The 21660-nt window shown below is 56.4% G+C and carries 22 protein-coding genes and 1 tRNA gene; 8 read left to right on the forward strand and 15 right to left on the reverse strand.

Annotated elements, in window-relative coordinates:
• Nucleotides 1-281: transposase (locus B5D49_RS13230; protein ID WP_200806805.1), on the forward strand; the 281-nt coding region annotated here is incomplete at its 5' end.
• 313 nt (nt 282-594) lie between these two features.
• Here the strand turns inward: B5D49_RS13230 and B5D49_RS13235 are convergent.
• Nucleotides 595-684 (reverse strand) — tRNA-Ser (locus B5D49_RS13235).
• A 215-nt stretch (nt 685-899) separates the two neighbouring features.
• On the opposite strand from B5D49_RS13235, the gene B5D49_RS13240 reads away from it, so the two are divergent.
• Entirely contained in the window at nt 900-1340 is a 441-nt protein-coding gene (locus B5D49_RS13240; protein WP_078718191.1) for a Fur family transcriptional regulator, read from the forward strand.
• Between the two features lie 4 nt (nt 1341-1344).
• Here the strand turns inward: B5D49_RS13240 and B5D49_RS13245 are convergent, their stop codons facing one another.
• From B5D49_RS13245 to B5D49_RS13275, 7 genes are all read right to left on the reverse strand, one after another.
• On the reverse strand, nt 1345-2361 hold the full coding sequence (locus B5D49_RS13245) for a hypothetical protein (protein WP_078718192.1): 1017 nt from the start codon (nt 2359-2361) through the stop codon (nt 1345-1347).
• Between the two features lie 126 nt (nt 2362-2487).
• Entirely contained in the window at nt 2488-3447 is a 960-nt protein-coding gene (locus tag B5D49_RS13250; RefSeq protein WP_078718193.1) for a DUF368 domain-containing protein, read from the reverse strand.
• Between the two features lie 166 nt (nt 3448-3613).
• On the reverse strand, nt 3614-4267 hold the full coding sequence (locus tag B5D49_RS13255; RefSeq protein ID WP_078718194.1) for a response regulator: 654 nt from the start codon (nt 4265-4267) through the stop codon (nt 3614-3616).
• Nucleotides 4268-4637: 370 nt separating this feature from the next.
• Nucleotides 4638-5276, reverse strand: a complete 639-nt coding sequence (thiE, locus tag B5D49_RS13260; RefSeq protein ID WP_078718196.1) for a thiamine phosphate synthase — start codon at nt 5274-5276, stop codon at nt 4638-4640.
• Complete coding sequence (gene thiM / locus B5D49_RS13265; protein WP_078718197.1) at nt 5276-6079, reverse strand: hydroxyethylthiazole kinase; 804 nt, start codon at nt 6077-6079, stop codon at nt 5276-5278. The genes thiE and thiM overlap by 1 nt, the downstream gene beginning before the upstream one ends.
• 34 nt (nt 6080-6113) lie before the next feature.
• Nucleotides 6114-6422: an MTH1187 family thiamine-binding protein gene (locus tag B5D49_RS13270; RefSeq protein WP_078718198.1), complete on the reverse strand. Its 309-nt coding sequence runs from the start codon at nt 6420-6422 to the stop codon at nt 6114-6116.
• Between the two features lie 18 nt (nt 6423-6440).
• Nucleotides 6441-7706: an EAL and HDOD domain-containing protein gene (locus tag B5D49_RS13275; protein ID WP_078718199.1), complete on the reverse strand. Its 1266-nt coding sequence runs from the start codon at nt 7704-7706 to the stop codon at nt 6441-6443.
• Nucleotides 7707-7891: 185 nt separating this feature from the next.
• Between B5D49_RS13275 and B5D49_RS13280 the strand changes: the two genes are divergently transcribed.
• Nucleotides 7892-8536, forward strand: coding sequence for a peroxiredoxin (locus tag B5D49_RS13280; RefSeq protein ID WP_078718200.1), 645 nt, complete (start codon nt 7892-7894; stop codon nt 8534-8536).
• A 143-nt stretch (nt 8537-8679) separates the two neighbouring features.
• On the opposite strand, the gene B5D49_RS13285 is transcribed toward B5D49_RS13280, so the two are convergent.
• The gene (locus B5D49_RS13285; protein ID WP_078718201.1) at nt 8680-9318 is read right to left on the reverse strand and encodes a hypothetical protein; all 639 of its coding nucleotides are present in this window, start codon (nt 9316-9318) and stop codon (nt 8680-8682) included.
• 178 nt (nt 9319-9496) lie between these two features.
• Between B5D49_RS13285 and B5D49_RS13290 the strand changes: the two genes are divergently transcribed.
• The 3 genes from B5D49_RS13290 to B5D49_RS13300 all read left to right on the forward strand — a co-directional run bounded on the left by B5D49_RS13290 (nt 9497) and on the right by B5D49_RS13300 (nt 12424).
• The gene (locus tag B5D49_RS13290; protein ID WP_078718202.1) at nt 9497-11221 is read left to right on the forward strand and encodes an aldehyde ferredoxin oxidoreductase family protein; all 1725 of its coding nucleotides are present in this window, start codon (nt 9497-9499) and stop codon (nt 11219-11221) included.
• A 114-nt stretch (nt 11222-11335) separates the two neighbouring features.
• Nucleotides 11336-11563: a MoaD/ThiS family protein gene (locus tag B5D49_RS13295; protein ID WP_078718204.1), complete on the forward strand. Its 228-nt coding sequence runs from the start codon at nt 11336-11338 to the stop codon at nt 11561-11563.
• Nucleotides 11564-11566: 3 nt separating this feature from the next.
• Nucleotides 11567-12424, forward strand: coding sequence for a HesA/MoeB/ThiF family protein (locus B5D49_RS13300; protein ID WP_144019499.1), 858 nt, complete (start codon nt 11567-11569; stop codon nt 12422-12424).
• Between the two features lie 18 nt (nt 12425-12442).
• On the opposite strand, the gene B5D49_RS13305 is transcribed toward B5D49_RS13300, so the two are convergent.
• From B5D49_RS13305 to moaC, 4 genes are all read right to left on the reverse strand, one after another.
• Nucleotides 12443-13468, reverse strand: coding sequence for an ABC transporter ATP-binding protein (locus B5D49_RS13305; protein WP_078718206.1), 1026 nt, complete (start codon nt 13466-13468; stop codon nt 12443-12445).
• Nucleotides 13455-14258 carry an ABC transporter permease gene (locus B5D49_RS13310; RefSeq protein WP_078718207.1) on the reverse strand — a complete coding sequence of 268 codons (804 nt, stop codon included), beginning with the start codon at nt 14256-14258 and terminating at the stop codon, nt 13455-13457. The genes B5D49_RS13305 and B5D49_RS13310 overlap by 14 nt, the downstream gene beginning before the upstream one ends.
• 57 nt (nt 14259-14315) lie before the next feature.
• Entirely contained in the window at nt 14316-15290 is a 975-nt protein-coding gene (gene wtpA, locus B5D49_RS13315; protein ID WP_078718208.1) for a tungstate ABC transporter substrate-binding protein WtpA, read from the reverse strand.
• A gap of 99 nt (nt 15291-15389) precedes the next feature.
• The gene (moaC, locus tag B5D49_RS13320) at nt 15390-15920 is read right to left on the reverse strand and encodes a cyclic pyranopterin monophosphate synthase MoaC (protein WP_078718210.1); all 531 of its coding nucleotides are present in this window, start codon (nt 15918-15920) and stop codon (nt 15390-15392) included.
• 129 nt (nt 15921-16049) lie between these two features.
• Between moaC and B5D49_RS13325 the strand changes: the two genes are divergently transcribed.
• Complete coding sequence (locus B5D49_RS13325) at nt 16050-17276, forward strand: molybdopterin molybdotransferase MoeA (protein WP_078718211.1); 1227 nt, start codon at nt 16050-16052, stop codon at nt 17274-17276.
• 17 nt (nt 17277-17293) lie between these two features.
• Nucleotides 17294-19231 carry a molybdopterin biosynthesis protein gene (locus B5D49_RS13330; RefSeq protein WP_078718213.1) on the forward strand — a complete coding sequence of 646 codons (1938 nt, stop codon included), beginning with the start codon at nt 17294-17296 and terminating at the stop codon, nt 19229-19231.
• Nucleotides 19232-19271: 40 nt separating this feature from the next.
• Here B5D49_RS13330 and B5D49_RS13335 read toward each other — a convergent pair whose 3' ends face one another.
• Nucleotides 19272-20450 carry an HD domain-containing phosphohydrolase gene (locus tag B5D49_RS13335; RefSeq protein WP_078718214.1) on the reverse strand — a complete coding sequence of 393 codons (1179 nt, stop codon included), beginning with the start codon at nt 20448-20450 and terminating at the stop codon, nt 19272-19274.
• A complete protein-coding gene (locus B5D49_RS13340; RefSeq protein WP_078718216.1) occupies nt 20447-21652 on the reverse strand; it encodes a response regulator in 1206 nt (401 codons plus the stop codon). The genes B5D49_RS13335 and B5D49_RS13340 overlap by 4 nt, the downstream gene beginning before the upstream one ends.
• Nucleotides 21653-21660 lie beyond the last annotated feature (8 nt).

A 21660-nucleotide genomic window follows, 5' to 3' on the forward strand; every position in this document is an offset into this window, starting at 1 on the left:
TGTTGCGCGTGAAAGGCACCAATCAGACAGCCTGCCGTAAACATGTGGCGGAGTTGCTTGAAAAGATAGCTCAATTGAAGCAGGCTCCGTTTGCCCCGCTAAAAACCCTGGGACGAACGCTGTACAGCTGGCGGGAAGAGGTCGCCTGCATGTTTCGTTTTGCGCGAAGCAACGGGATCACCGAAGGATTCCACAGGAAAATGAAACTGATCCAGCGACGAGCATACGGCTTCAGGAATTTTGAAAACTACCGCTTACGCGTCAAGGTGCTGTGCGGGTAAGTGGACATGCCCGGAACAGTTCGCTTTCGTGACTGCCCCCGTTTTTGGTGTAGACCCGCTTTTCTTTTGTGTGTCCGGGTCCACACCGTCACACAAAGTCCGTTTAGCGGGTTCTACACTAAAGAAGAGGCGGTCACGAAAGCTGCCCCCTGTGAGTAACTTTTTCCCATAAACCGAATGTTACTCACATCGTTACTCACCGACGCCGCCGGATGTCAACGGACAGAGCCGGACAGCTACGGGCTACAAAACCAAGAAAGCCCCCGTTTTTCGGGGACTTTCGGAAAATAACGGATACTATCATTCACCGCCTTGGCGGAGGGGGAGGGATTCGAACCCCCGGACGAGTCACCCCGTCAGCGGTTTTCAAGACCGCCTCCTTCAACCACTCGGACACCCCTCCAGGCTCATACGACGCGGTGTGTCTACTTTGCGCAGAAGCGAACCGCTGTCAACCCCCTGCATCCCTCTAACGCACGTCAGTTCCGTAAGAAAACCACTACGCCGTACCGTTGGCAACGGTTTTCAGTCTCATTCTCACTTGAGAATGATTGACAGCTGAGACAGTTTTCCCTAGGGAAGAACTATCCCAAAACAAAAAAGTCAAAAGAAATTACAATGAAGCCACCAGAGAAAGCTTTCCTGGACTACCTCGCCTCCCGGAATCTCAAAATGACCCCGCAACGGCGGCTCATTCTTGAGACGTTCATCAAAGCGGACGGGCACATCTCCTCCGAAGAACTCTACAACAAGGTCAAAGCCAAAGACCCTTCCGTGGGGCAGGCCACCGTCTACCGCACCCTGAAGCTCCTCTCCGAATCAGACATTGCCGAGGCAGTGGATTTTGGAGATGGTGTCGCCCGGTATGAGCTGCATTACGGGCAAGAGCATCACGATCATCTCATTTGTGAACGGTGCGGGAAAAACATTGAAATTGTGGATCCCACCATTGAGAAGCTTCAGGAAGATCTGGCCGAAAAGTACGGCTTCGAACTCCAACGGCATAAAATGTACTTGTTTGGTGTCTGCGATAAGTGCAAAAAAAAATCCGAAGATTAGCCACTTACGTGTCAGGACATTTGGGCTTTGCTCGTAGCCGCTCGAGAATTTTCTGTAACGGCGGCACCTCATTGCCCACAAGCTTCCAATCGACCGAACGACTGGCCACGCGTTCTCCCAATGCCCGGAATTGAATCCCGAGCATAACCACCCCGCCTCCGGGACGCATCACGTTGCGCACCACTCCGAGCAGGAGAAAGGTATGGAACGTCTTGTTCGCCCGATCCAAAATCAACAGTTCCAGCACCACTTCCTCTGATATCCGCAAAATGGGACTGGTGCGTTGCGGCCTAATTTGCACTTTGATGCCGCCGGGTGAGATATCGAGAGGAATGGCTGTTGCCTTCCAAGAAGGCGTTGTCGTGGATGTTTCCGGAGTCTCATAATCCGGTGCGGTGACCCAGAATTGCTTCTTTTTGTTTTCGCACCAAAGTTTGACCCGCACGCCCCCATTTTGGCGGATACGCAACCGAACATGCTTACGCCGGGGGACCGCCGCGAAATGATCCGGAACAAAAGCCTGCAAGGAGCGAATGCGTCCGTCGCCCATACGTACGCCGCGAATGTAGGAAACAAAGGAATTGATCCGCTTCCCGCCAGCACGAAACGGCCTGAAAAAGAATTGGACCCGACGTCCGATGAGAGTACGGCGCATTGATCCAGCGACCTCGGAAGTCAGGTACACTGTCAGATTCGAACCCTTGAAGCCGGTAATGACCCCGGTGCCGAGATATTGCCGGGAATGGCGGGTATAAAAATAAATCCCCACTACAAATTTCCGGCCGATCAGGTGGGCAGCAATGCGCTGACGGTCGTCGGCATAACGCCTGGAATTCCACAGACGCCGCACATGGAACAAGAGCCATTCGCGATAGCGCCAAAGCGCAAAACCTGCAACAATGGCTCCCCCGATCAGGAGATACTTCGCAAGAATACTGAAAAGGACATCAGGAGGCACACCTTCACGAAAGGCGCGCTGAATCTCACGAAAAAACCATTCCTGTACTATCGGGGTCTGCATCTGGAGATTCTCCCGGTCCGACCAAACACCGGCAGCGCAGTTTTGCTACGCCGCACCTTCTTTCTTGTACGGCAAAAGCGCATCACTGCCAACCATGGCCGACCGCCCTCCCACGCCTGCCGGGAATCAATTTCCTCGAGGGGTTGAAAAACGCTCCAAGAGCAGCACAAGAGAAAAACCCACCACCATCAGTACACACGCAACCCAAAAACCTTCGCCGAATTCCCGGGGCAGGATATTCTGCTCACGCACAACAACTTCCCGCATCCCGACCATTCGAGTCTCCAACACCTCTTTCCATGGCCAGACCTTGCGCATGGCCCCGGCCATAACTCCGGTAAGCAAACTCACGGTTAAGGCATGGTGGCGATTTAAAAGCCAATGCAGCACCCTGGAGAAGCTGAGTAATCCCGCGATTGCCCCAAGGCCGAACATGACGATGATGAATGGATTTCCGTCGGCCAAGGGGGCTTTGAGCGCGCCGGTCATGAATTCATATTTCCCGAGCAATAGCAAAATAAAGGCTCCACTGATCCCCGGTAGAATCATAGCGCAAATAGCCAATGCCCCGCAAAAAAACAAAAAGAGCGGTGTTTCCGGCGTGACCACAGGAATCATGCCCACCAATTGCCAGCACCCTGAAAATCCGAGCAGTGCGGCAAGTATTTGTCCCGGCCCGATGCGCCCTATACGCCGAGCCACCACCAGCACCGAGGAAGCGATCAATCCGAAAAACAATGCCCAAACCTGAACCGGATGATCCTGTAGCAACGCATGCATCAGCCTGGCCATGCTCAAAAGCGCCAGCACCAGGCCTCCTCCCAATGCCAAGACAAAACGCAGATGCACGCGCCCGAGGGCTTCGGCAATCTCGCCCCGCAGCAGTCGTCCGGCCACCCCGAAATCAAAGGACTTAATCGCGGCCATCAACTGGTCATAGATATTCGTTATGAACGCAATGGTCCCGCCGGATACCCCCGGAATGATGTCCGCCGCTCCCATGCAAAACCCCTTCAAGGAAAGCAACACTGTTTCGCCGGCAGTACGGGGACCAGGGGACTTGAACCATGCTTCTTTTAATCTCATCTGCAGCATCCCGAGTAAAAATGAGAGAACACAAAAGGAAGAGGCCGTTATTTGTGACGGCCCCCTTCACCATTCGGGCAAAGGGGGAATCCGCACAGGAATAAACGCCCGTCGCGTCCTTGTAAAGTCGCAGACAAGATCAATAATGTCGAAAGGAAAGGAGGGATCAGGAGCCGAAACCCAGCTTTTGCCAGAGCTGGCGCAGCTCAGTGGCAGAACGAAGCTGAAGCTTCCGCATGATATTGGCCCGGTGTTTTTCCACAGTCTTGATACTGATGAACAAATGCTCGGCCACTTCGCGATTTTTTTTGCCGCCCCCAACGAGATGAAAGACCTCGCGCTCTCTGGCAGTCAATGCCTCCAGCACGGTAGGAACCTTTCCGGCCCGACGAGCCGAGAGATATCCTGTGGCCAGTTCGTGGGCCGTATTGGAACTCAAATAGGTTTTGCCGCTGCAAACACTTTTCAAGGCGTTGCAGACTTCGTCCAGCGGATCTTCCTTCAGGACATAGCCCAACGCGCCAGCGTCAAGTGAGGCGAGGACGTGATCTTCGGAGCTGCGGGAACTGAGTACCACAGGAGCTACCCTGGGAAACGATTTCCGCAGTTCCCGAATACATCGGACCCCACCGCCTTGCGGCAGGCTGAGATCCAAGACCAAAACGTCGGGTTCGGCTTCGCGCATCAAGGACATGGCCTCACGCCAGTCCGAGGCTTCGCCAAGCACTTTAACGCCTTGCACTCCTTTAAGGACGGTTATGACTCCGGCACGCACTAGTGGATGCCCGTCAGCAATGAGAACTTTGATTTCCTCTTCCATTTCCGCGCAACAGGTTGTGGGTTCACGATCAATTTTCAGAAAGCGGGATGGGGAGTTTCTAGCATAGGCACAGAGTATGTAAAACCCTACTTTTTTACGCGCCGGGAAGGGTTATCCAAACGTATTGGATTCAAACAGAATGCCGTCGACTCTTTGAAACACGCGTTACAAGGGGACACCCAGAAACTTCCAATCATCAGTATGGAAACGGCCCTGCCAGGATGGGCAATAGACAATTCTATTTTTTGCTCCAGAAAAAAACTCCACACATGCCCTACGCTTCCCCGGAGCGATATTTTGACAGGATTCCCCGGAACGATTCCGGTTTCGCGCAAGGGAATCCCCTCCAAATTCAGATAATTGGGAAAGATTATCCGTTTCGCCGGACAGATTCCACCGAGGCGAACATGTGGCGAGCCGCCTGCTCAGGGGAATCTGCAGAGCACAGGGCGGAAACAACAGCAACACCGTCCATTCCCTGCCGCATCACCGAAGCGACGTTCTCGGCATTGACAGAACCGATGCCCACCAGGGGAAGCGAGCACGCCTCACGCACTCGGCGCAAACCATCCAATCCCCATGGCTCGCTATGGTCAGGCTTTGTCGACGTTGCATACACGGGACCGACTCCCAGATAATCCACGCCCAGCGTTTCCGCCTCCCGGACATGTTCCATCGTTTCCACGGAAAGTCCCAGCAGTCCTTTGCCCCCCATGAGGGTTCGCACATCCTTCGGGTGCATGTCGCTCTGGCCCACATGAACACCATCCGCCCCGCAGGCCAGGGCAACGTCCACCCTGTCGTTGATGAGCAAGGGAACCCTGTGCGGCTCCAGCATCTGTTTCAGACGACGGGCCAGGGCCACGAACTCCCGGGTGTCGCAGTCTTTTTCCCGCAGCTGGACCATGGTGACACCACCACGAACGGCAGCCGCCACAACGTCCACCAAGTCCCTGCCCAAGCAAAGTGCCCGATCCGTAACAAGATATAACCCATAGTCGGGACGCATTAGACCTCCTCCACCTGAACATGCTGTCGCAGATCCTCCTCGGTCAGAGCATACAATGCGTCATAGAAGTGCAGCTGGAGGGTTCCCGGCCCTTCGGCCTTGGCAGCAGCCATGGCACCAGCGCAAGACATTACGGCCATGGCCTCCACGGCGCCGCGCAAGGGGGTTTGCGCCACGCTCACAAAAGCTCCCGTCAGGGCGCTGGCCGTACAACCCAGCCCCGTCACCAGCGGCATCATGGGATGACCGCCTCGAACAGTATACGTGGTCTGTCCGTCCGTAATGTAATCGGTTTCGCCGCTCACACTGACCGTACAATGGAACATTCGCGCCAATTCACCGGCGGATTGCACGGCTTCATCCGCACTGCGTGTGGAATCCGCCCCCTTGGACACGGCTCCGGCGCCTGCCAATGCCATAATCTCCGAGGCATTGCCACGAACCACCGCCGGGCGGCATTCCTTGAGAAAACGGTAGGAAGCCTCGGTGCGAACCTCGGTGGCACCCGCAGCCACAGGGTCCAAAATCGAAGGGATACTGTTTTGACGAGCAACATTTCCAGCCGTAAACACCCCTTCCAAAAAATCACGCGAAGGAGTTCCAATATTAACCACAAGCGCTCCCGCATAAAGCGTAAGCGCTTCCAAATCTTCGGAGTAATGCGTCATGGCCGGAGAAGCTCCCAATGCCAACAACGCATTGGCATTGGTGTTGGCCACCACATAATTGGTCACATTGAGCACCAGGGGGCGCGATTCACGCATTGCGCTCAAATCATTCATCAATTCAGAAAAAAAATCCATTACGCACTCCTTGAAACGAGAGCAATTACCCGAGCTATGGTTCGATCTTTTCCAAAAGGTGCTCCACGGAGTCCACCTTGCCCGCCATACGCGGCTGGTCACCGGCTCGATAATCAATGCTTACGGTCATGTAAACCCTTTCACAATCACTTTGCAGCTCCAAAAAGCAACGGCGAACCACATCCATGACCGGATCATACTCCCCTTCAATGCAGGTTCCCATGGGACCGAGTTGGTATGCCAGCCCGGATTTGCGAATGACATCCAACACCCGGGCCACATGTCCGGCAAGTTCAACCCCTTTATCCATGGGGAAAATCGCCAAATTAGCTATCACACTCATACGCAATTCACTCCTTCATCAACTGTGCGTTCGGTATGTCCAAACTTTTTCCGAGGCCCAGGCAGAAGCACCCATGTAGCAATGTGCGGCAACGGACGACTCCACGCCCCAGGCATTCACCATGGTTGCGGCTCGTTGCCCGTCACCACGCTCCAAGGCATCCAACATTTGCAACCACCGGCCGAGCGTGCAATCAGCGCCAAGCAACGCTTCGGTCAGTTGGGGATCCAGAGCCACTCCAGCCAGTACCTCATCCATGGACATACCCAACATGGCATCCAGTCTGGAAAACAACCCCAACAAAAACAGCGCCTCCGAAGCCATGGGGGGATTGGGAATCTCCTGCGCCAGCAGCTCCAAAAAACGAGCACGCTGAAGGCTCAGATATGTCAGCTCCTGCCCTCTGACACTATCATCAATGTCACAGAGTCCTACGACCATGGCCCAGCGCCGAAGCGGTTCCAACCCCATAAGCGCGGAAGCGTGCCCAATGGACAAAATATGGGAACGGAACCCGAACGCCGCGGAATTGATAAACTTCAACAAACGAAGACTCAAGCCCGGATCCCCTGCAACAATGGCGGGGATTTCTTCCAGGGGCGACTTGGGGTCGCCGAGCACTTTAAGCAGCTGCACTTTGGCCAGCATACCTGAGGGCAGCTTCCGACCAGGAATCAACTCTGGCCGGCTAAAGAAGAACCCTTGGAACAACTCATATCCCAAAGAATGCAATTCGCGAAAATCTCCCCAGGTCTCCACCTTCTCAGCCACGACAGTTGCGCCGTATTCATGCAGTTTTTCGAACAGTCTGGCCCAATGAGAGCGGTTCACTGCCCGGACGTCTACCTTGACCATATCCACCAGGGGTAAAAACGGCTCCCGCTCGGGTTCGCCCGCATAGTCGTCCAGCGCGAGGCAATAGCCTTGCTCCCGCAGATCAAGACACGCCGAAAGCACGGACTCATCCGGTGGCACATTTTCAAGGATTTCTATGACGCAGCGTTCAGATGACAAAGCCAAGGCAGATTCATTCAACAACATCTGCCGGCTAAAATTGAAGAAAAAACGGATGTTCTCAGCAACCCCGGAGCATGCCAAAGACAGGCCGTCCACGAACACCTTGGACGAAGCCATGTCCTCATCAGGAAAGACAGCCCCCGCACTGTCGGCGCTGCCGCGAAACAATAATTCATACCCGTACAGCCCCTTATCCCTGGTGAACACCGGCTGACGGGCTACAAAGACCTGTTCATAGAATTCTCCACCAGCCATCCGATTTATCATTCGCCCCCCCTTGACCCCTTTTCGATCATATCTGATGACTATGAATCGAACCCATGAGAATGACAACCCCTAATTGAAAGTAATAATCTTTACGATTTTACTTGACGCCCCCAGCACTATCCGGTAATCATTCTCATCAAGAGCTTAACACTTTAAAAAACGATTACAAATAAAAGGAGTGTATCATGGAAAACTCTTCCCTGCCCCTTCTCGGTCAGCCACTTCCCGAACTGAACGTCATTACCACCCACGGCGAAATGTCGTTGCCCCGGGACACGAAAGGTAAATGGGTTGTGCTCTTCAGCCATCCCGCTGATTTCACTCCCGTATGCACTACGGAATTCGTTGCCTTCCAAAAACGCTGGGACGAATTCGCCAAGCTGAACACCATGCTCATCGGGCTGTCCATCGACCAGGTCTTTTCGCACATCAAATGGATCGAGTGGATCGAAGAAAAGCTGGACGTGGAAATCAAGTTCCCGGTGATCGCGGATGATCGCGGAGAAGTGGCGCAGAAGCTGGGCATGCTCCACCCCGGGAAGGGAACCAATACGGTTCGGGCGGTCTTCATCGTCGATCCCGAAGGAAACCTTCGCCTGATGCTCTACTACCCGCAGGAAGTGGGCCGCAACATGGACGAAATCCTTCGTGCTCTGAAGGCGCTCCAGACCTCGGACGCCAATGGAGTAGCCATTCCAGCTGGTTGGCCCGAGAATGAACTCATCGGCAAAAAGGTTATCGTTCCTCCGGCCAGCAATACCGAGGCTGCCAAAAAACGCCTCAGTGAACACGAAGGCTACGATTGGTGGTTCTGCTATCGGGAACTCTAATTTCCCTTCAGGCTTTCCGCGCTTCGGAAGTCAATGAATTCAATAAACAACCCCGGGCAAAAGAAAAACGTTGCCCGGGGTTGTTTCGTGGCGTGGCTTCCCGCCAACACCATACACAGGTTTAAAAAGAAGATTCACTTTCCTCACATCACGGATCGAACAACCACCCACATGCCTTGATCCTTTGTAGCAGGCAGATCCTCCAGGCGCTTTGCGGCCTCCTGAACACTCACCACCTCATCACGATTATCGTCGAAGCACACACACTCCCAATCCGAACCCTGCGGCGTATCGGATAGTCGCCGGTCCGAGCCGATGGTGGAAAGCATCCTCAGAATCTTCTGCAGATCCAAGAGCACCCCTTGCTCCAATACCCGTCGGCCAATCTCAACGGCCACGGTGTTGAACAGTTTGAGACGAATCAAACCGGCGGAGCGTTCCTCCTCTCCCGCAGCATAGGTGATGCCCTGGCGGAACCCCGCTACCGGACTGCATCGTCCCATACAAATACCCACAAGCCCCGGCAACGCACCGGCCAACGCCAATTCATCGCCATCCCCCAGTACAGCCTGTTCCAGCTCGTCTACAGGACTGCCGTTGACGAACACCGTTCGAATACGTTGTTCGATATACCCCGCGTCCAAACGCAAACGATTTCGCAAGACACTCTGCACGGTCTCCCCCGCTCCACAGGGAAACAGCACACCATGCCCGAACACGCCCAGCAGCGATCCGGAAAAAGCGCTCGGCAACCGTATTTCGATTTTTCCAATGACATCCATATGACATCCACCTCCCCGTGAACCATGCCTGCCTCCGCGGTACAGGTCAATATCATGCCCACTCATACATAATTAAAATATATTGACTTTTTTACCACAAGAAGGTGTCATCCAGTTGTAAAAGTCAAGACGATCCGCGCTGAACCGCGGACAGGATACAAACACAGGAGAAGGACACATGAAGATTCTTCGCATCAATACCCGCACCAGGGAATTTACGTATGAGGAGCCGGGAAAATATTTGGGCCTCGGTGGTCGAGCCTTGACCTCCCGTCTGGTCAAAGAGGAAGTGCCCGCCACCTGTGATGCGCTTTCCGCCGACAACAAGCTCGTTGCCGCGGGCGGCGTGCTGACCGGAACCGCTGCCGCCAACTCCGGCCGCCTGTCCGTTGGAGCCAAATCCCCGCTCACGGGAACCATCAAGGAATCCAACACTGGTGGTTCCTTTGCCCAAAAGCTGGCGAAACTTGGAATCCTCGCCTTGGTGCTGGAAGACAAACCCGACGATGGTGCCTGGTTCAACATCCTCGTGACCAAGGACGGCGTGGAAATCGTGGAGACAGGCGATATGCTCGGCCTGGGGACGTATGACTCCATGGACAAGGTCCGCGACCGCTACGGCAAAAAGGCCTGCGGCATGATCGTTGGCCCGGCCGGCGAAAAATTGCGTCGCGCCGCTTCCATCCAATTCTCCGACCCTGAAGGACGCCCGGCGCGCGCAGCTGGTCGTGGCGGCCTGGGGGCGGTTATGGGATCCAAACAAATCAAGGCCATCGTGCTCGACGACTCGGGCTGCTCCATGGTCGCTTCTGCGGACAAGGACGCTTTCCGTGCCGCCAACAAACGTTGGGTCGAAATCCTCAAGGGGCACCCCGTCACTTCCGAAGGGTTGCCCGCATTCGGCACGTCCATCCTGGTCAACATCATCAATGAGGCAGGTGCCCTGCCCACCAAAAACTTCCGGCACGGTCGCTTTGAACATGCTGCGGACATTTCCGGTGAGACCATTGCCGAAACCATCAAACAGCGCGGCGGCAAGACCAAGCACGGCTGCCACCCCGGTTGCGTAATCCAATGCTCCCAGGAATATGTGGACGCTGCGGGAAAATACCTGACCTCCGGTTTTGAATACGAAACCGTTTGGGGCTTCGGTGCCAACACCTTGATCAAGGACATCGACACCATCGCCACACTGGACCGCATTTGCGACGACATGGGACTGGACACCATCGACATGGGCGGCGCCCTGGGCGTGGCCATGGAAGGCGGAGCCATCGAATGGGGTGACGGCGAAACCTGCAAGGAATTGCTCCGCAAAGTCGCCACAGATGACGACCTTGCTGCCACCATTGGCGACGGCACCGCCGCCACCGGCAAGAAACTCGGCGTAACCCGTGTTCCCGTGGTTAAGGGACAATCCCTGCCCGCGTATGATCCCCGGGCCGTCAAGGGTGTTGGCGTTACCTACGCCACCACCACCATGGGCGCTGACCACACCGCAGGATACGCGGTTTGCCAAAACATCCTCAAAGTTGGTGGCGACGTGAACCCCCTGGACAAGATGGGCCAGGTGGAGACGTCCAAAAACCTGCAGATCGCCACGGCCGCCCTGGACGCAGCCGGGCTGTGCATCTTCGTCGCCTTTGCCGTGCTTGATGCCGAGGACGGAGTGTCCACCATCGCGGATATGGTGTCGGCCCACATCGGCCAACCCTTTACCGTGGAGGACGTGGTCAAGCTCGGCACCAGCGTATTGGAGGACGAAATCGACTTCAACACCGCCGCCGGATTCACCAAGGATGACGACCAGCTGCCTGCCTTCTTCTCCGAGGAAACCTTGGAGCCGCATGGCGTGACCTGGGACTTTTCCGTCGAAGAGCTGCAAGCCGCCAAGGTGAAGTAGCCCGCCGACAATCCGATGTATACCCAAGGCCCGGCTTATGCCGGGCCTTTTTCTGCACAGCCCCAAAAAAACATTCCACTTCGACAAACACCAGCTTTTTGCTAGGATGGCCTCATGCATATTGAACTGAAATGCTTTGCGACACTGAGTGGTTTTATGCCGGAGAACGCCGAAACCTATGAATTGTCGGACGGCTCCACCGTGCGTGATGTCCTTGCAAAACTCGGCATTCCGGAAGAGGACGTCAAAATAATATTCATCAACGGCACAAAACAGGAACTGCATAGCCCCTTATCCGACGGTGACCGTCTGGGCCTGTTTCCGGCAGTTGGCGGAGGTTGATTCGTGCCGAAAGATGTTCCTGACATGCAAGAGTCCCTGGCCGGCATGCTGCACACGCTGGCACGCGAGGTTCCTTCTCCCCGTGGAGGTTCGCTTTTTCTCCTCGCTCCCTCCCAGGTAGAGCACATCTCCCAAAGCGCACAATGGGATATGCTGGATGTGGAGCAGCAGGGGCTGGGGCAAGGAATCATACCGGAACGCTATGTCCGCAACATGGACGCCATTGACGTAGAAGAGCAACGAACGCTTCTGCAATCACGGATAGCGATGGTGGGTCTGGGAGGGCTGGGCGGCCACCTTTTGGAGCTTCTGGCCCGAACCGGAATCGGCACCATCGTTGCGGCTGACGGGGATGCATTTGAAGCCTCCAACTTAAATCGCCAGTTGTTGGCCACCAGCAACACCCTGCATCAGACCAAAGCCAGCGCCGCGCAGGAGCGTTGTCGGATCATCAATCCTGCCACGCGGCTACATGTATACGACACGTATCTTGACGAGGCTGGAATGCTGGAAATGACAGTAGGAGCAGATATTGTGGTGGACGCACTGGGAGAACTGGCCCCACGGCGCCTGTTGAGCCGCGTCTGCCGAAAACAAAACCTGCCTCTTATCGCGGGAGCATTGGCAGGCTGGAGCGGCTATGTGGCCTTGATCCGCCCGGGCGGTACGCATCCCGTGGAATTTATGGGCGGGGATGACTCCGCTGAAAAAAAACTGGGATGCCCTGGTCCCACGGTAGCGTTTGTGGCTTCGCTCATGGCCGCGGAAGTCATCAATACGCTTGTCGGTCGTCCGACTCTGGACGGTCGCATGCTGGCCCTGGATCTTCGACGGATGCAGTTTGAAACCGTCACCCTTTAAGCCCCGATTCTTGGCTGGTCAAAAAAGATGCAAGGCCTGCTCCGGCAAGGCCAGCCAAACATCCGCACCAGGGCGAAGACCCAACTCCAGACTCCGTCTCCGCGTGACAAAACATTCCAACGCCGCGCCATTGCACCGCAAATCCACAGCCACTTGAAACCCTTCCGTTGTCAACGAACGCACCGTGGCGGAGAAGCAATTTCCATATTCGCTTCGCAACTCCGGGCCGCCCACCACCGCATCCTCGGGACGGAAAGCGACATACGAGCCGCTTGAGGCATTGGCAGCACAACGCAGCTCCAACCCGCAAGCCTCCACAACGCCTTCCCGGCAACGAGCGTCCCAGACATTCCGCATCCCCACGAATTCCGCCACAAAACGATCCGCCGGCCGATGGAAAATATCCGCCACCGCGCCCTGCTGGACAACGCGCCCGTCCCGAATCACGGCCGCACGGTCCGCGAGGAAAAGCGCTTCATCAAAATCATGGGTCACCATAAGAAACGTGATGCCCATTTCACGATGCAGATCCTTGAGCATCTGCTTTACGCCGCGCCGGGAATTGGGATCCAGTGCGGAAAGCGGCTCGTCCAAAAGCAACACCTGCGGGCGCACCACCAGAGCACGGGCCAGCGCCACACGCTGTCGTTCCCCGCCGGAGAGTCCATGGAGCGAACGATCCAACAGGTGCGCAATTCCCAACAGCTCTGCCAATTCCTGAACCCGGCCTGCGTCCGCGTCACCATGATACCGTTGCCCAAAGGCAATGTTGCGCCGGACATTCAAATGCGGAAAAAGCGCATGATCCTGATAGACCATGCCCAGATTACGTTGCTCCGGAGGCAGCTTCGTAATGTCCTGCCCTTTTAGAAACACCCGCCCGGACCGCCCGGGCAACAATCCGGCCACGCTCTCCAACAGCACGGACTTTCCCGATCCCGTGGGACCGAGCAGAGCGAAAAACTCTTGTTCGCGAACATGCAGATTCACCTCCCGCAGACAAAAGCCCGGCAAGTCCACCCGCCAATCTTCAAGGACGATCAAGAGCCGCCTCCTCGCGCCGGGAAATAAGCCGCAGCAGCAGGAACAAAAAGAGGGAAACCGCGATCAGCCATACCGCCACGGGCTGGGAATATTTCAGTCCATACGCCGTGAATCGTTCGTAGATCATCACCGGAGCGACCATTGGGTGGTAGGCCACGATGATGACGGCACCGAACTCGCTGATGGCGCGGGCCATGCACATAATCACACCGCTCAGGATACTGCGCCAGGCCAACGGCAGCGTGACCCGCCAAAAAGCTTGCCAACCAGTGGCCCCAAGCGTTCGGGCCGCTTTTTCAAGCCGGACCGGAACGGATTGAAATCCCGCTTTGGCCGCATTCACATAAAATGGCAACCCCACAAAAACCAAGACAACAATAATACCCGTGACCGTACCCATGATCTGTACGCCAAGGCTTTGCAATGCCCGGCCCAACCAATGGTTACGCCCGGTCAATCCCAGAATGGCGATCCCCACCACTGGATGGGGGATCATGATGGGCAGGTCAATAAGGCTCTCCACCACTTTCCGGCCGGGGAATTCGCGACGCGCCAGCAGGTAGGCCAGGGGAGTGCCGAAGAGCAGTGAAATTCCTGCGGCCGCACCGGAAGCAAGCAAGCTGAGTCCCACAGCCCGCCGCACGTCCGCGTCGGCCAACGTCTCGCCCATGCTTTCGAGGCTCGGGGCAAATATCATCTGGGCCAATGGCAGCAGGATAAAAGCCATGATCGTGGCTCCAGCCGTCACGCTGAGCCAGAAAAACAAATCCACACGACCGCGTGAATGCATGGTGATACCATTTCGGGGCGGCCCGGAGACCGCCCCAGTAGGATGCAACATTAAGATTTACTTCGCCACTTCCACCAAAGAGCGCAACTGCTCCGGAACCTTCGGAAGCATGTCTTCAGAGGGGATGCGGCAGGGGATGAACGGCGGTTGGCCCATATCCTTCAGAATCTTCAAGCCGTGATCCGGGGAAAGCATGAACTCCAGGAAGGCCACGGCGGCTTCACGGTTCATGGCCTCGCGCAGCAGCGTAACGCCGTAGGTCACGGACTTGCCCTTCTTGGTAATCATGGTGCCGGGCTTTTTGCCGGTCACTTCCACAGCAGCCTGGGCATAAAAATCATCGTAACGATAATCCCCCAGATTGATATGCGGATCCAACGTCAGATATTTCAATTCATGCTGGACGGCCACGGAAAGGTATTCCCAAGCGTAATCCATGTTCCCGGTCTTAAGCATTGAAACCAACTCCACGGACTTGGGCCGAATCCACTCGGGCTTGCGCGCCTCGACCAAACGGTCATACAGACCGGGTTGATCATAAAATTTCTCGGCAAGCTGGAGCACCATAAGGCTGCGGTACCCGCACGGGTCAAGGTTGGGGTCGGAATGTCCCCAAACCACACCTTCGCGCTGCAGGATCTCATGCCAATTATCCGCGTTGATTTCATCCGCAAAACGGCTTTGATCCGTGTAACACAGCACAAGCTGGTTGGTGGCGAAACGAATGTTGATGTCCGCAAAACCGGGAACAAGGTTGTTGTCAATGACCTTGTAGTCTGCAGAGGCCATTATGTCCGCAGGCTTGCCCACCTCGGAGATAAGCCGGGCCATTTTGGTGCTTCCTCCGGCTTCACGTTTGATGTCAACATCCGGGTACAGCGCTTCGAACTGCTTTTCCATTTCCGCCAAAGGGACGGTGAGCGAACCCGCATGGAACACCACCACATCCCCCTTCAGTCCGGCCCAGGCCGGTACCGCAAGACAAATTCCTAAAGCCATCACAATCAAGCTGGCAACGCTTCGACGCAACATGGCAACTCCTTTGGTTATGCTAGTTCTAGCATAATTCCTTGAACCACCCGGCATCGTTTGTCAACAACCCGATATTAACCCCACCTCAAAGGTAGAGCTTTAGTCGGAATCCATTCCGGAAGCTTGAAATTCCGGTGCTTCATACAGGCCGCTTTTGCCTCCGCTCTTGCGCAACAAGCGGCACTCCGCGATGACGATATCCTTCTGCACGGCCTTACACATGTCATAGATGGTCAATGCAGCCACCTGAGCGGCCATAAGCGCCTCCATTTCCAGGCCGGTGCGCCCCGAGGTACGAGCTTCGGCAAAAATCACCACGGCATTGCGTTCCGGTTCCAGATCAAAACGCACATCCACGTAGCTGAGCATCAGCGGATGGCAGAGCGGAATAAGCTCGTGGGTCCGCTTGGCGGCCATTATACCGGCCACCTTCGCCACGGAAAGCACATCTCCCTTGGGCAACGCCTGCTTCTGCAACAACCGCATGGTACGCTCGGACAACAAAACCTCGGTCCGCGCCAAAGCGCGTCGATCCGTACTTTGCTTATCCCCGACGTCCACCATGCACAGATTGCCATCTTCATCAACGTGGCTGAGCATTGCCTGATCCGGATTCACGTCCCCGCCCATGTATCAACTCCTTGGATATGGTCGAATACTTTTCATAACCGATGAGTTCCTTTATACGTCTTCCATAGGGGCGAAGCAAACCCAGCCTTGCCCGACACCCCGAATAGTGACGCACGGACAGGAGTTTCCATGTTTTTCAATGTTGTTTCCCGCAAAGATTTTCTCCTGCATTGCTCTACGTTTCCCCACACGCCAAAGGAGTCCGTCCCTCTGGAGGAGGCTACGGGCCGCCCCCTGGCCTCGGATGTGGTTTCCCAGGAACATCTTCCTCTGACCTCCCGTTCCTGTATGGACGGCTATGCCCTGCAAGCCAAGGATATTTTCGGCGCCGGGGAGTCCAACCCCGCCTACCTGGAATTACAGGCGGAAATTGAAATCGATGCCTTCCCCGAGTTTACACTCAAGCCAGGGCATTGCGCCCGCATTCCCACGGGCGGTTGTCTCCCTGCAAACGCCAACGCCGTGATCATGATCGAACATACCCACGACATGGGCGGAACCATTGAAATCCGCAAAAGCGTGGCACCCTATGAAAACGTCATGCATCGGGGGGAAGATGCGGAACCCGGGCAGACCGTGCTTACCGCCGGTACGCGACTGCGCGTTCAGGATGCCGGCCTGCTTGCCGCATTGGGCATAGGCGAGGTGACCGTCCACCAACGCCCGAAACTGGCCGTACTCTCCACGGGCAACGAAGTCGTACCCGTGCAGAATGTGCCGCGCCCCGGTCAGGTTCGGGACGTCAACTCCTTTTCCATCCGCGCTCTGGCCCGCCAGGCCGGAGCCGAGGCACACTTCCTGGGCATCGTACCCGACAAAGCCGACGCCTTGCGGCAGGCCATGAAACACGCCCTGGCCGAACATGACGCCGTGTTTCTTTCCGGCGGCAGCTCCGTTGGCACCCGCGATCTCACCGTTGAAGTCCTGGAGGATCTGCCGGACACCGAAATACTTGTTCATGGCGTGGCCATGAGTCCTGGCAAACCCACCATACTCGCCCGGCAGGGCCACAAGGCCATTCTGGGACTGCCCGGGCAAACCGCATCGGCGCACGTGGTCATGCTCATGCTTGGTCTGCCGTTGCTACGAAGCCTGGAAGCAGACGCCGACGCGGCAACGCCGGAACGTTTTCCCGTTCGTGCGGAGCTGACCCGCAACATCGCTTCCCGCCAAGGTCGCGAAGACTTTATCCGCGTTCGCCTGGAACCGCGCCCGGACGACCTCCCGCTGGCCCACCCCGTGCCAGGACGTTCCGGCCTGATGCGCACCCTGCTGCAAAGCCACGGGCTGGCCGCCATCCCTGCTTCAAGCGAAGGATTGTACCAGGGGCAGCATGTGAACGTACTCACCTATTAGTCCAAAGCGAGAATCTCATGAGTCGCCGCAACGTTTATTTGGATCTTATCCCCCCGCGCCAAGCCGTTCAGCGCGCCTGTGACGCCCTGAACCGAAAAGAGCTGGTTCAAACCGAAACCATCCCTACCCACGAAGCCGCCGGCCGTACCCTGGCAACCTCGGTCACGGCCCGGTGCTCCTCGCCGACTTTCCATTCCGCAGCCATGGACGGTGTGGCCGTCCGCGCCGCAGACACATTCGCGGCCAGAGAAGATGCCCCGCTGGAGCTGCAAAAAGGTCGTGACTACGACCCGGTAAATACCGGCAACCCCCTTCCCGAGGGACGTGACGCGGTAATCATGATCGAAAACGTACTCCAGGTGGATGATTCCACCATCCGCATCGAAGCCCCGGCATTTCCGTGGAACCATGTGCGGCGCATCGGCGAAGACATTGTGGCTACGGAGCTGCTGCTGCCCCAGGGACGCGTTCTTTCAGCCTACGACGTGGGGGCGCTCCTGGCTGCGGGGATATGGGAAATACAAGTTTTGGAACGGCTACGTATGACCTTCATCCCCACCGGAGATGAGGTGCTTGATTTTTCCCAGCGCCCCACCCCGCAACCAGGGCAGGTCATTGAAAGCAACTCCCAGGTTTTTGCCTCCCTAGCACGCTCCTGGAACGCCATCCCCTCACGCACAGCCACCATCCCCGACGATGCGGCGGCATTGACCCAGGCCGTGCGGGATGCTCTGGCATCCGATGCCCATATTGTGGTGGTGGGGGCCGGCTCTTCCGCTGGCAGCCGCGATTACACCAAAGCAGTATTCGAACAAGTGGGCACGCTTTTATGCCACGGCATCAACGTCATGCCCGGCAAGCCGACCCTCCTGGCCGAAGCCCAGGGAAAGCTGCTCGTCGGCGCTCCGGGGTATCCCGTAAGCGCCGTCATCTGCTTCGAGGATGTCCTCGCCCCTATAGCCGCCTACCTGAGCCGTCGGGACGCACCTCAACGACGCAGCCTCCCGGTTCAATTGATCCGGCGAACACCATCGCGACTTGGCCAGGAGGAGGTGGTTCGCCTCGCCGTAGGGGAAGTCCGGGGCCGCTTCCTGGCCGCACCGCTTTCCCGGGGAGCCGGGATGATCACCACCCTGACGGAAGCCCAAGCCGTAACGCGCATTCCCACATCCGTGGACGGTGTGGAAGCCGGGAAAACTGTCACAGCGGAGCTGCTCGTCCCCGAAGCCGAGCTTTCCCGCGTACTCATCCACGTTGGCAGCCACGACAACACCCTGGATCTTCTTGCGGACGCGCTCATGGGCCTGGAGGTTCCACTTCGGCTCACATCCAGCCATGTCGGCAGCATGGGCGGGCTCACGGCCGTAAAAAACGGCACCGCCCTCTTTGCCGGAGCGCATTTGTTTGACCCCGAGACCCGGGATTTCAACTTCCCGTTCCTGCGTCGCTATCTGCCCAACCTGGCTGTCCAGGTCGTCAACTTGGCCATCCGACATCAGGGACTCATCGTGCCCCGGGGCAACCCAAAAGGTATTCAAGGCGTGAGCGACCTTACGCGTAAGGATATTCGGTTCATCAACAGACAGCGGGGCGCGGGAACACGCATTCTTCTGGATCATCATCTGGAAGTGGAAGGGGTGGATTTTGAGCAGGTTCGAGGCTACGAGCATGAAGAGTTCACTCACATGGCCGTTGCCGTAAACGTGCTCACTGGTGCTGCGGATTGCGGTCTTGGTATCCGCGCAGCCGCCGAAGCCCTGGACCTCGACTTCGTCCCCTTGGCCAGGGAGCGCTACGACCTAATCTTCCCTGCAGAGCATGCCGAGGACTTCCGACTCCAGGCGCTGCTCGCCCTCATCGGCACGGAGGCGTTCAAACAACGCATCAATAATCTGGGGGGGTACGAAACAACCCTCACGGGACAAACCATGCACCCGGGGCAAGGTCTCGAATAAAACAAAACAACAATCCGACCAGGGGCCGCCCGGCTCCTGGTCATCCTTCCTTTACATCCGCATCGTCCCGTTTGTGCTCTCCCACGGGGATAAGGACACTGACAGGCTCCTCAATTCCCATCCGCTGATGCACGGCCCGAAGCTTTTGGATCAGCACGGAATTGAGTTCACGCCCCTCCTTAAGCAAAAATAATCCTCCATGCGTCATCACCGCCTGATCAAGGACCATGCCGTGCCGCAACTCCTTGATTTTCAGACTGGCTGAATCAAAGTGGGCCTCCTTGCCGAGACATGCTTCAAGACAGCGCAACACAAAAGGATCATAGCGTTCCATCGTTTTTTGGAGAATATAAAATGCTTTGGCAAAGGTGCTTTCCTGGTTCAGTGCGGCATCAAAATCAATGGCCACGCGCAAAATTCTGGCTCCAAGCGGAATATCCTCTCCCTGAACGCCATCCGGCGGAATTCCTGAACCATCGAAATTTTTCTCCTGGTAAGCGACCATGTCGGCGGTCTCCTCCAGTCGGGGAATATGGGAAAGCAAATTGCGTCCTATCAGCGGATGCATGTCGTACAGTTGCCGCTCCTCAGGCTTGAGTTCCCCTCCCCGTGCCAGGCGGTGCAATGTTTCCTCCGGCAAGACCACACAACCGATCTGCGAAAGAAGTGCGGCCATTTCGTATTTCCACAACTCCTCCAATTGAGCTTGCTTTGCGATGGCTCTGGTGAACCTCGCCACCCTGTTGGCCCGCCCAAAGGCTTCAGGATTAACCAGTGACAACGTCTCGGAAAGCACGGAAACGCACCCTTTCAAGGTTTGCTCCAACAATTCCCGTTCCGCCGTCACCAACCGATACTGGTGCAAACAATCGTCCAGTACCTTTGCCAGCACTTTCGTTTCACAGGGTTTCGTCAAAAAGCGGAAGACTTCGCCGCGATTCACGGCCGCTACCGCCGACTCCAGATCGGCATACCCGGTCAGCACCACCCGCACCGTATCCGATGATACGGAACGGATATCTTCCAACAAGGTGATCCCATCCTTGCCGGGCATTTTCAGGTCGGACACGACAACCGCGTACGCCGTGTCGCCCGAAACGCATTCCATTGCTTCATCCGGTCCGAGCGCCGTGTCCAGCGTGTATTTTTTGCCCAAGGCGCGCTTAACCGCCTTCAGCAGCCGCTCATCATCATCAACAAATAGAATCCGGTCCGTCATGCGACTCCTTCTCCCAGCATACCATGGCACGATTCGATCCAAACCGGCAATTGCTCCAAGGCACCTGCCTGAATCACGTATTGCGCATCAAGCGGGTGCTCCGCATACTGCTCGTTCAGCACCACCAAAAGATGGTCTACATAGTTGGCAACATGCGTTACAGTCACGGACCGCATCGGCTCGGCCACGCATCCTCCGGGCATATGATGACAGGCGACCGCGCGAACGACCTCCTCGGAAAAGCCCCACAATCCCAAAAGATAGCCGCCCAAATCCGCATGGTCCGATCCAAAGACCTCCAATTCCGCCTCCCGGATGGAGACATTATTCGCTCTCGCATATTCCAAGGCCTTGGCATATTCTTCCGGCAGACTGTTGGCCAGAATCAACTTCCCCAAATCATGCAACAGCCCACAGAGGAAAGCTTGGGAACGCCGTTCCTGCCCACCGCCCATCGAACCGCACACAACACGGGCAAAACCGGCCACCCGGAGATTGTGTTCACGCAGACGCTCCATGGAAAGCCTCGAATTCGGCGCTTGATTTTCATACATATTAAAAAAGCATTCCGAAAAGACCAACCCCTTGAGCACATCCAGCCCGAGAAGCGCCACCGCCTGCCCTGGAGTCGTCACTTCCGTGGGCAGACCGAAAAACGCGGAATTGATCATTTTGAGCACTCCGGCACTGAGCGCCGCGTCCATAGCCAAAATCCGACCGGCACGATCCACGGACGGATCATCCCCTTCAAGCTCGGCTTCGAGTTTTTGCAAGACTGACGGCAATACGGGCAGTGAGTCGATGCGCGTCATCACATTCCGCAACCGCTTGTTGGTAAACACGCTCTGAAGCGAATGCACCCGCTCCAATGCCGATACCAGCGTGTCACGTTCACACGGTTTGCTCAAAAATTGATGCGCCGGGCGGACCGTGTGCAGCACTGTCTCCTGGTCCGAGTAGCCGGAAAGAACAATACGAACAACTCCAGGGTGGGTCTTTTGTACGGCATTGAGCAACTGCACCCCGTCCATACCTGGCATACGCATATCCGCAACCACGATATCCACGTCATGCTTTTCCAGGAAATGCAACGCTGCCCGGCCGTCCTGCAAAAAATGCATCCGCCAGTCCACATGCCCACGCAACATGCGCCGGATTCCGCGCAGCACTTTTTCCTCGTCATCAACGAACAAAACACGCATGCCTTCCC

It is taken from the genome of Paucidesulfovibrio gracilis DSM 16080 (assembly GCF_900167125.1).
Taxonomy (GTDB): domain Bacteria; phylum Desulfobacterota; class Desulfovibrionia; order Desulfovibrionales; family Desulfovibrionaceae; genus Paucidesulfovibrio; species Paucidesulfovibrio gracilis.

Bases quoted from the DNA above. Each gene is read 5' to 3' on its own strand.
- B5D49_RS13240 (WP_078718191.1), top strand. From the start codon at position 900: ATGAAGCCACCAGAGAAAGCTTTCCTGGACTACCTCGCCTCCCGGAAT.
- B5D49_RS13245 (WP_078718192.1), bottom strand. From the start codon at position 2,361: ATGCAGACCCCGATAGTACAGGAATGGTTTTTTCGTGAGATTCAGCGC.
- B5D49_RS13250 (WP_078718193.1), bottom strand. From the start codon at position 3,447: ATGAGATTAAAAGAAGCATGGTTCAAGTCCCCTGGTCCCCGTACTGCC.
- B5D49_RS13255 (WP_078718194.1), bottom strand. From the start codon at position 4,267: ATGGAAGAGGAAATCAAAGTTCTCATTGCTGACGGGCATCCACTAGTG.
- thiE (WP_078718196.1), bottom strand. From the start codon at position 5,276: ATGCGTCCCGACTATGGGTTATATCTTGTTACGGATCGGGCACTTTGC.
- thiM (WP_078718197.1), bottom strand. From the start codon at position 6,079: ATGGATTTTTTTTCTGAATTGATGAATGATTTGAGCGCAATGCGTGAA.
- B5D49_RS13270 (WP_078718198.1), bottom strand. From the start codon at position 6,422: ATGAGTGTGATAGCTAATTTGGCGATTTTCCCCATGGATAAAGGGGTT.
- B5D49_RS13275 (WP_078718199.1), bottom strand. From the start codon at position 7,706: ATGATAAATCGGATGGCTGGTGGAGAATTCTATGAACAGGTCTTTGTA.
- B5D49_RS13280 (WP_078718200.1), top strand. From the start codon at position 7,892: ATGGAAAACTCTTCCCTGCCCCTTCTCGGTCAGCCACTTCCCGAACTG.
- B5D49_RS13285 (WP_078718201.1), bottom strand. From the start codon at position 9,318: ATGGATGTCATTGGAAAAATCGAAATACGGTTGCCGAGCGCTTTTTCC.
- B5D49_RS13290 (WP_078718202.1), top strand. From the start codon at position 9,497: ATGAAGATTCTTCGCATCAATACCCGCACCAGGGAATTTACGTATGAG.
- B5D49_RS13295 (WP_078718204.1), top strand. From the start codon at position 11,336: ATGCATATTGAACTGAAATGCTTTGCGACACTGAGTGGTTTTATGCCG.
- B5D49_RS13310 (WP_078718207.1), bottom strand. From the start codon at position 14,258: ATGCATTCACGCGGTCGTGTGGATTTGTTTTTCTGGCTCAGCGTGACG.
- wtpA (WP_078718208.1), bottom strand. From the start codon at position 15,290: ATGTTGCGTCGAAGCGTTGCCAGCTTGATTGTGATGGCTTTAGGAATT.
- moaC (WP_078718210.1), bottom strand. From the start codon at position 15,920: ATGGGCGGGGACGTGAATCCGGATCAGGCAATGCTCAGCCACGTTGAT.
- B5D49_RS13325 (WP_078718211.1), top strand. From the start codon at position 16,050: ATGTTTTTCAATGTTGTTTCCCGCAAAGATTTTCTCCTGCATTGCTCT.
- B5D49_RS13330 (WP_078718213.1), top strand. From the start codon at position 17,294: ATGAGTCGCCGCAACGTTTATTTGGATCTTATCCCCCCGCGCCAAGCC.
- B5D49_RS13335 (WP_078718214.1), bottom strand. From the start codon at position 20,450: ATGACGGACCGGATTCTATTTGTTGATGATGATGAGCGGCTGCTGAAG.
- B5D49_RS13340 (WP_078718216.1), bottom strand. From the start codon at position 21,652: ATGCGTGTTTTGTTCGTTGATGACGAGGAAAAAGTGCTGCGCGGAATC.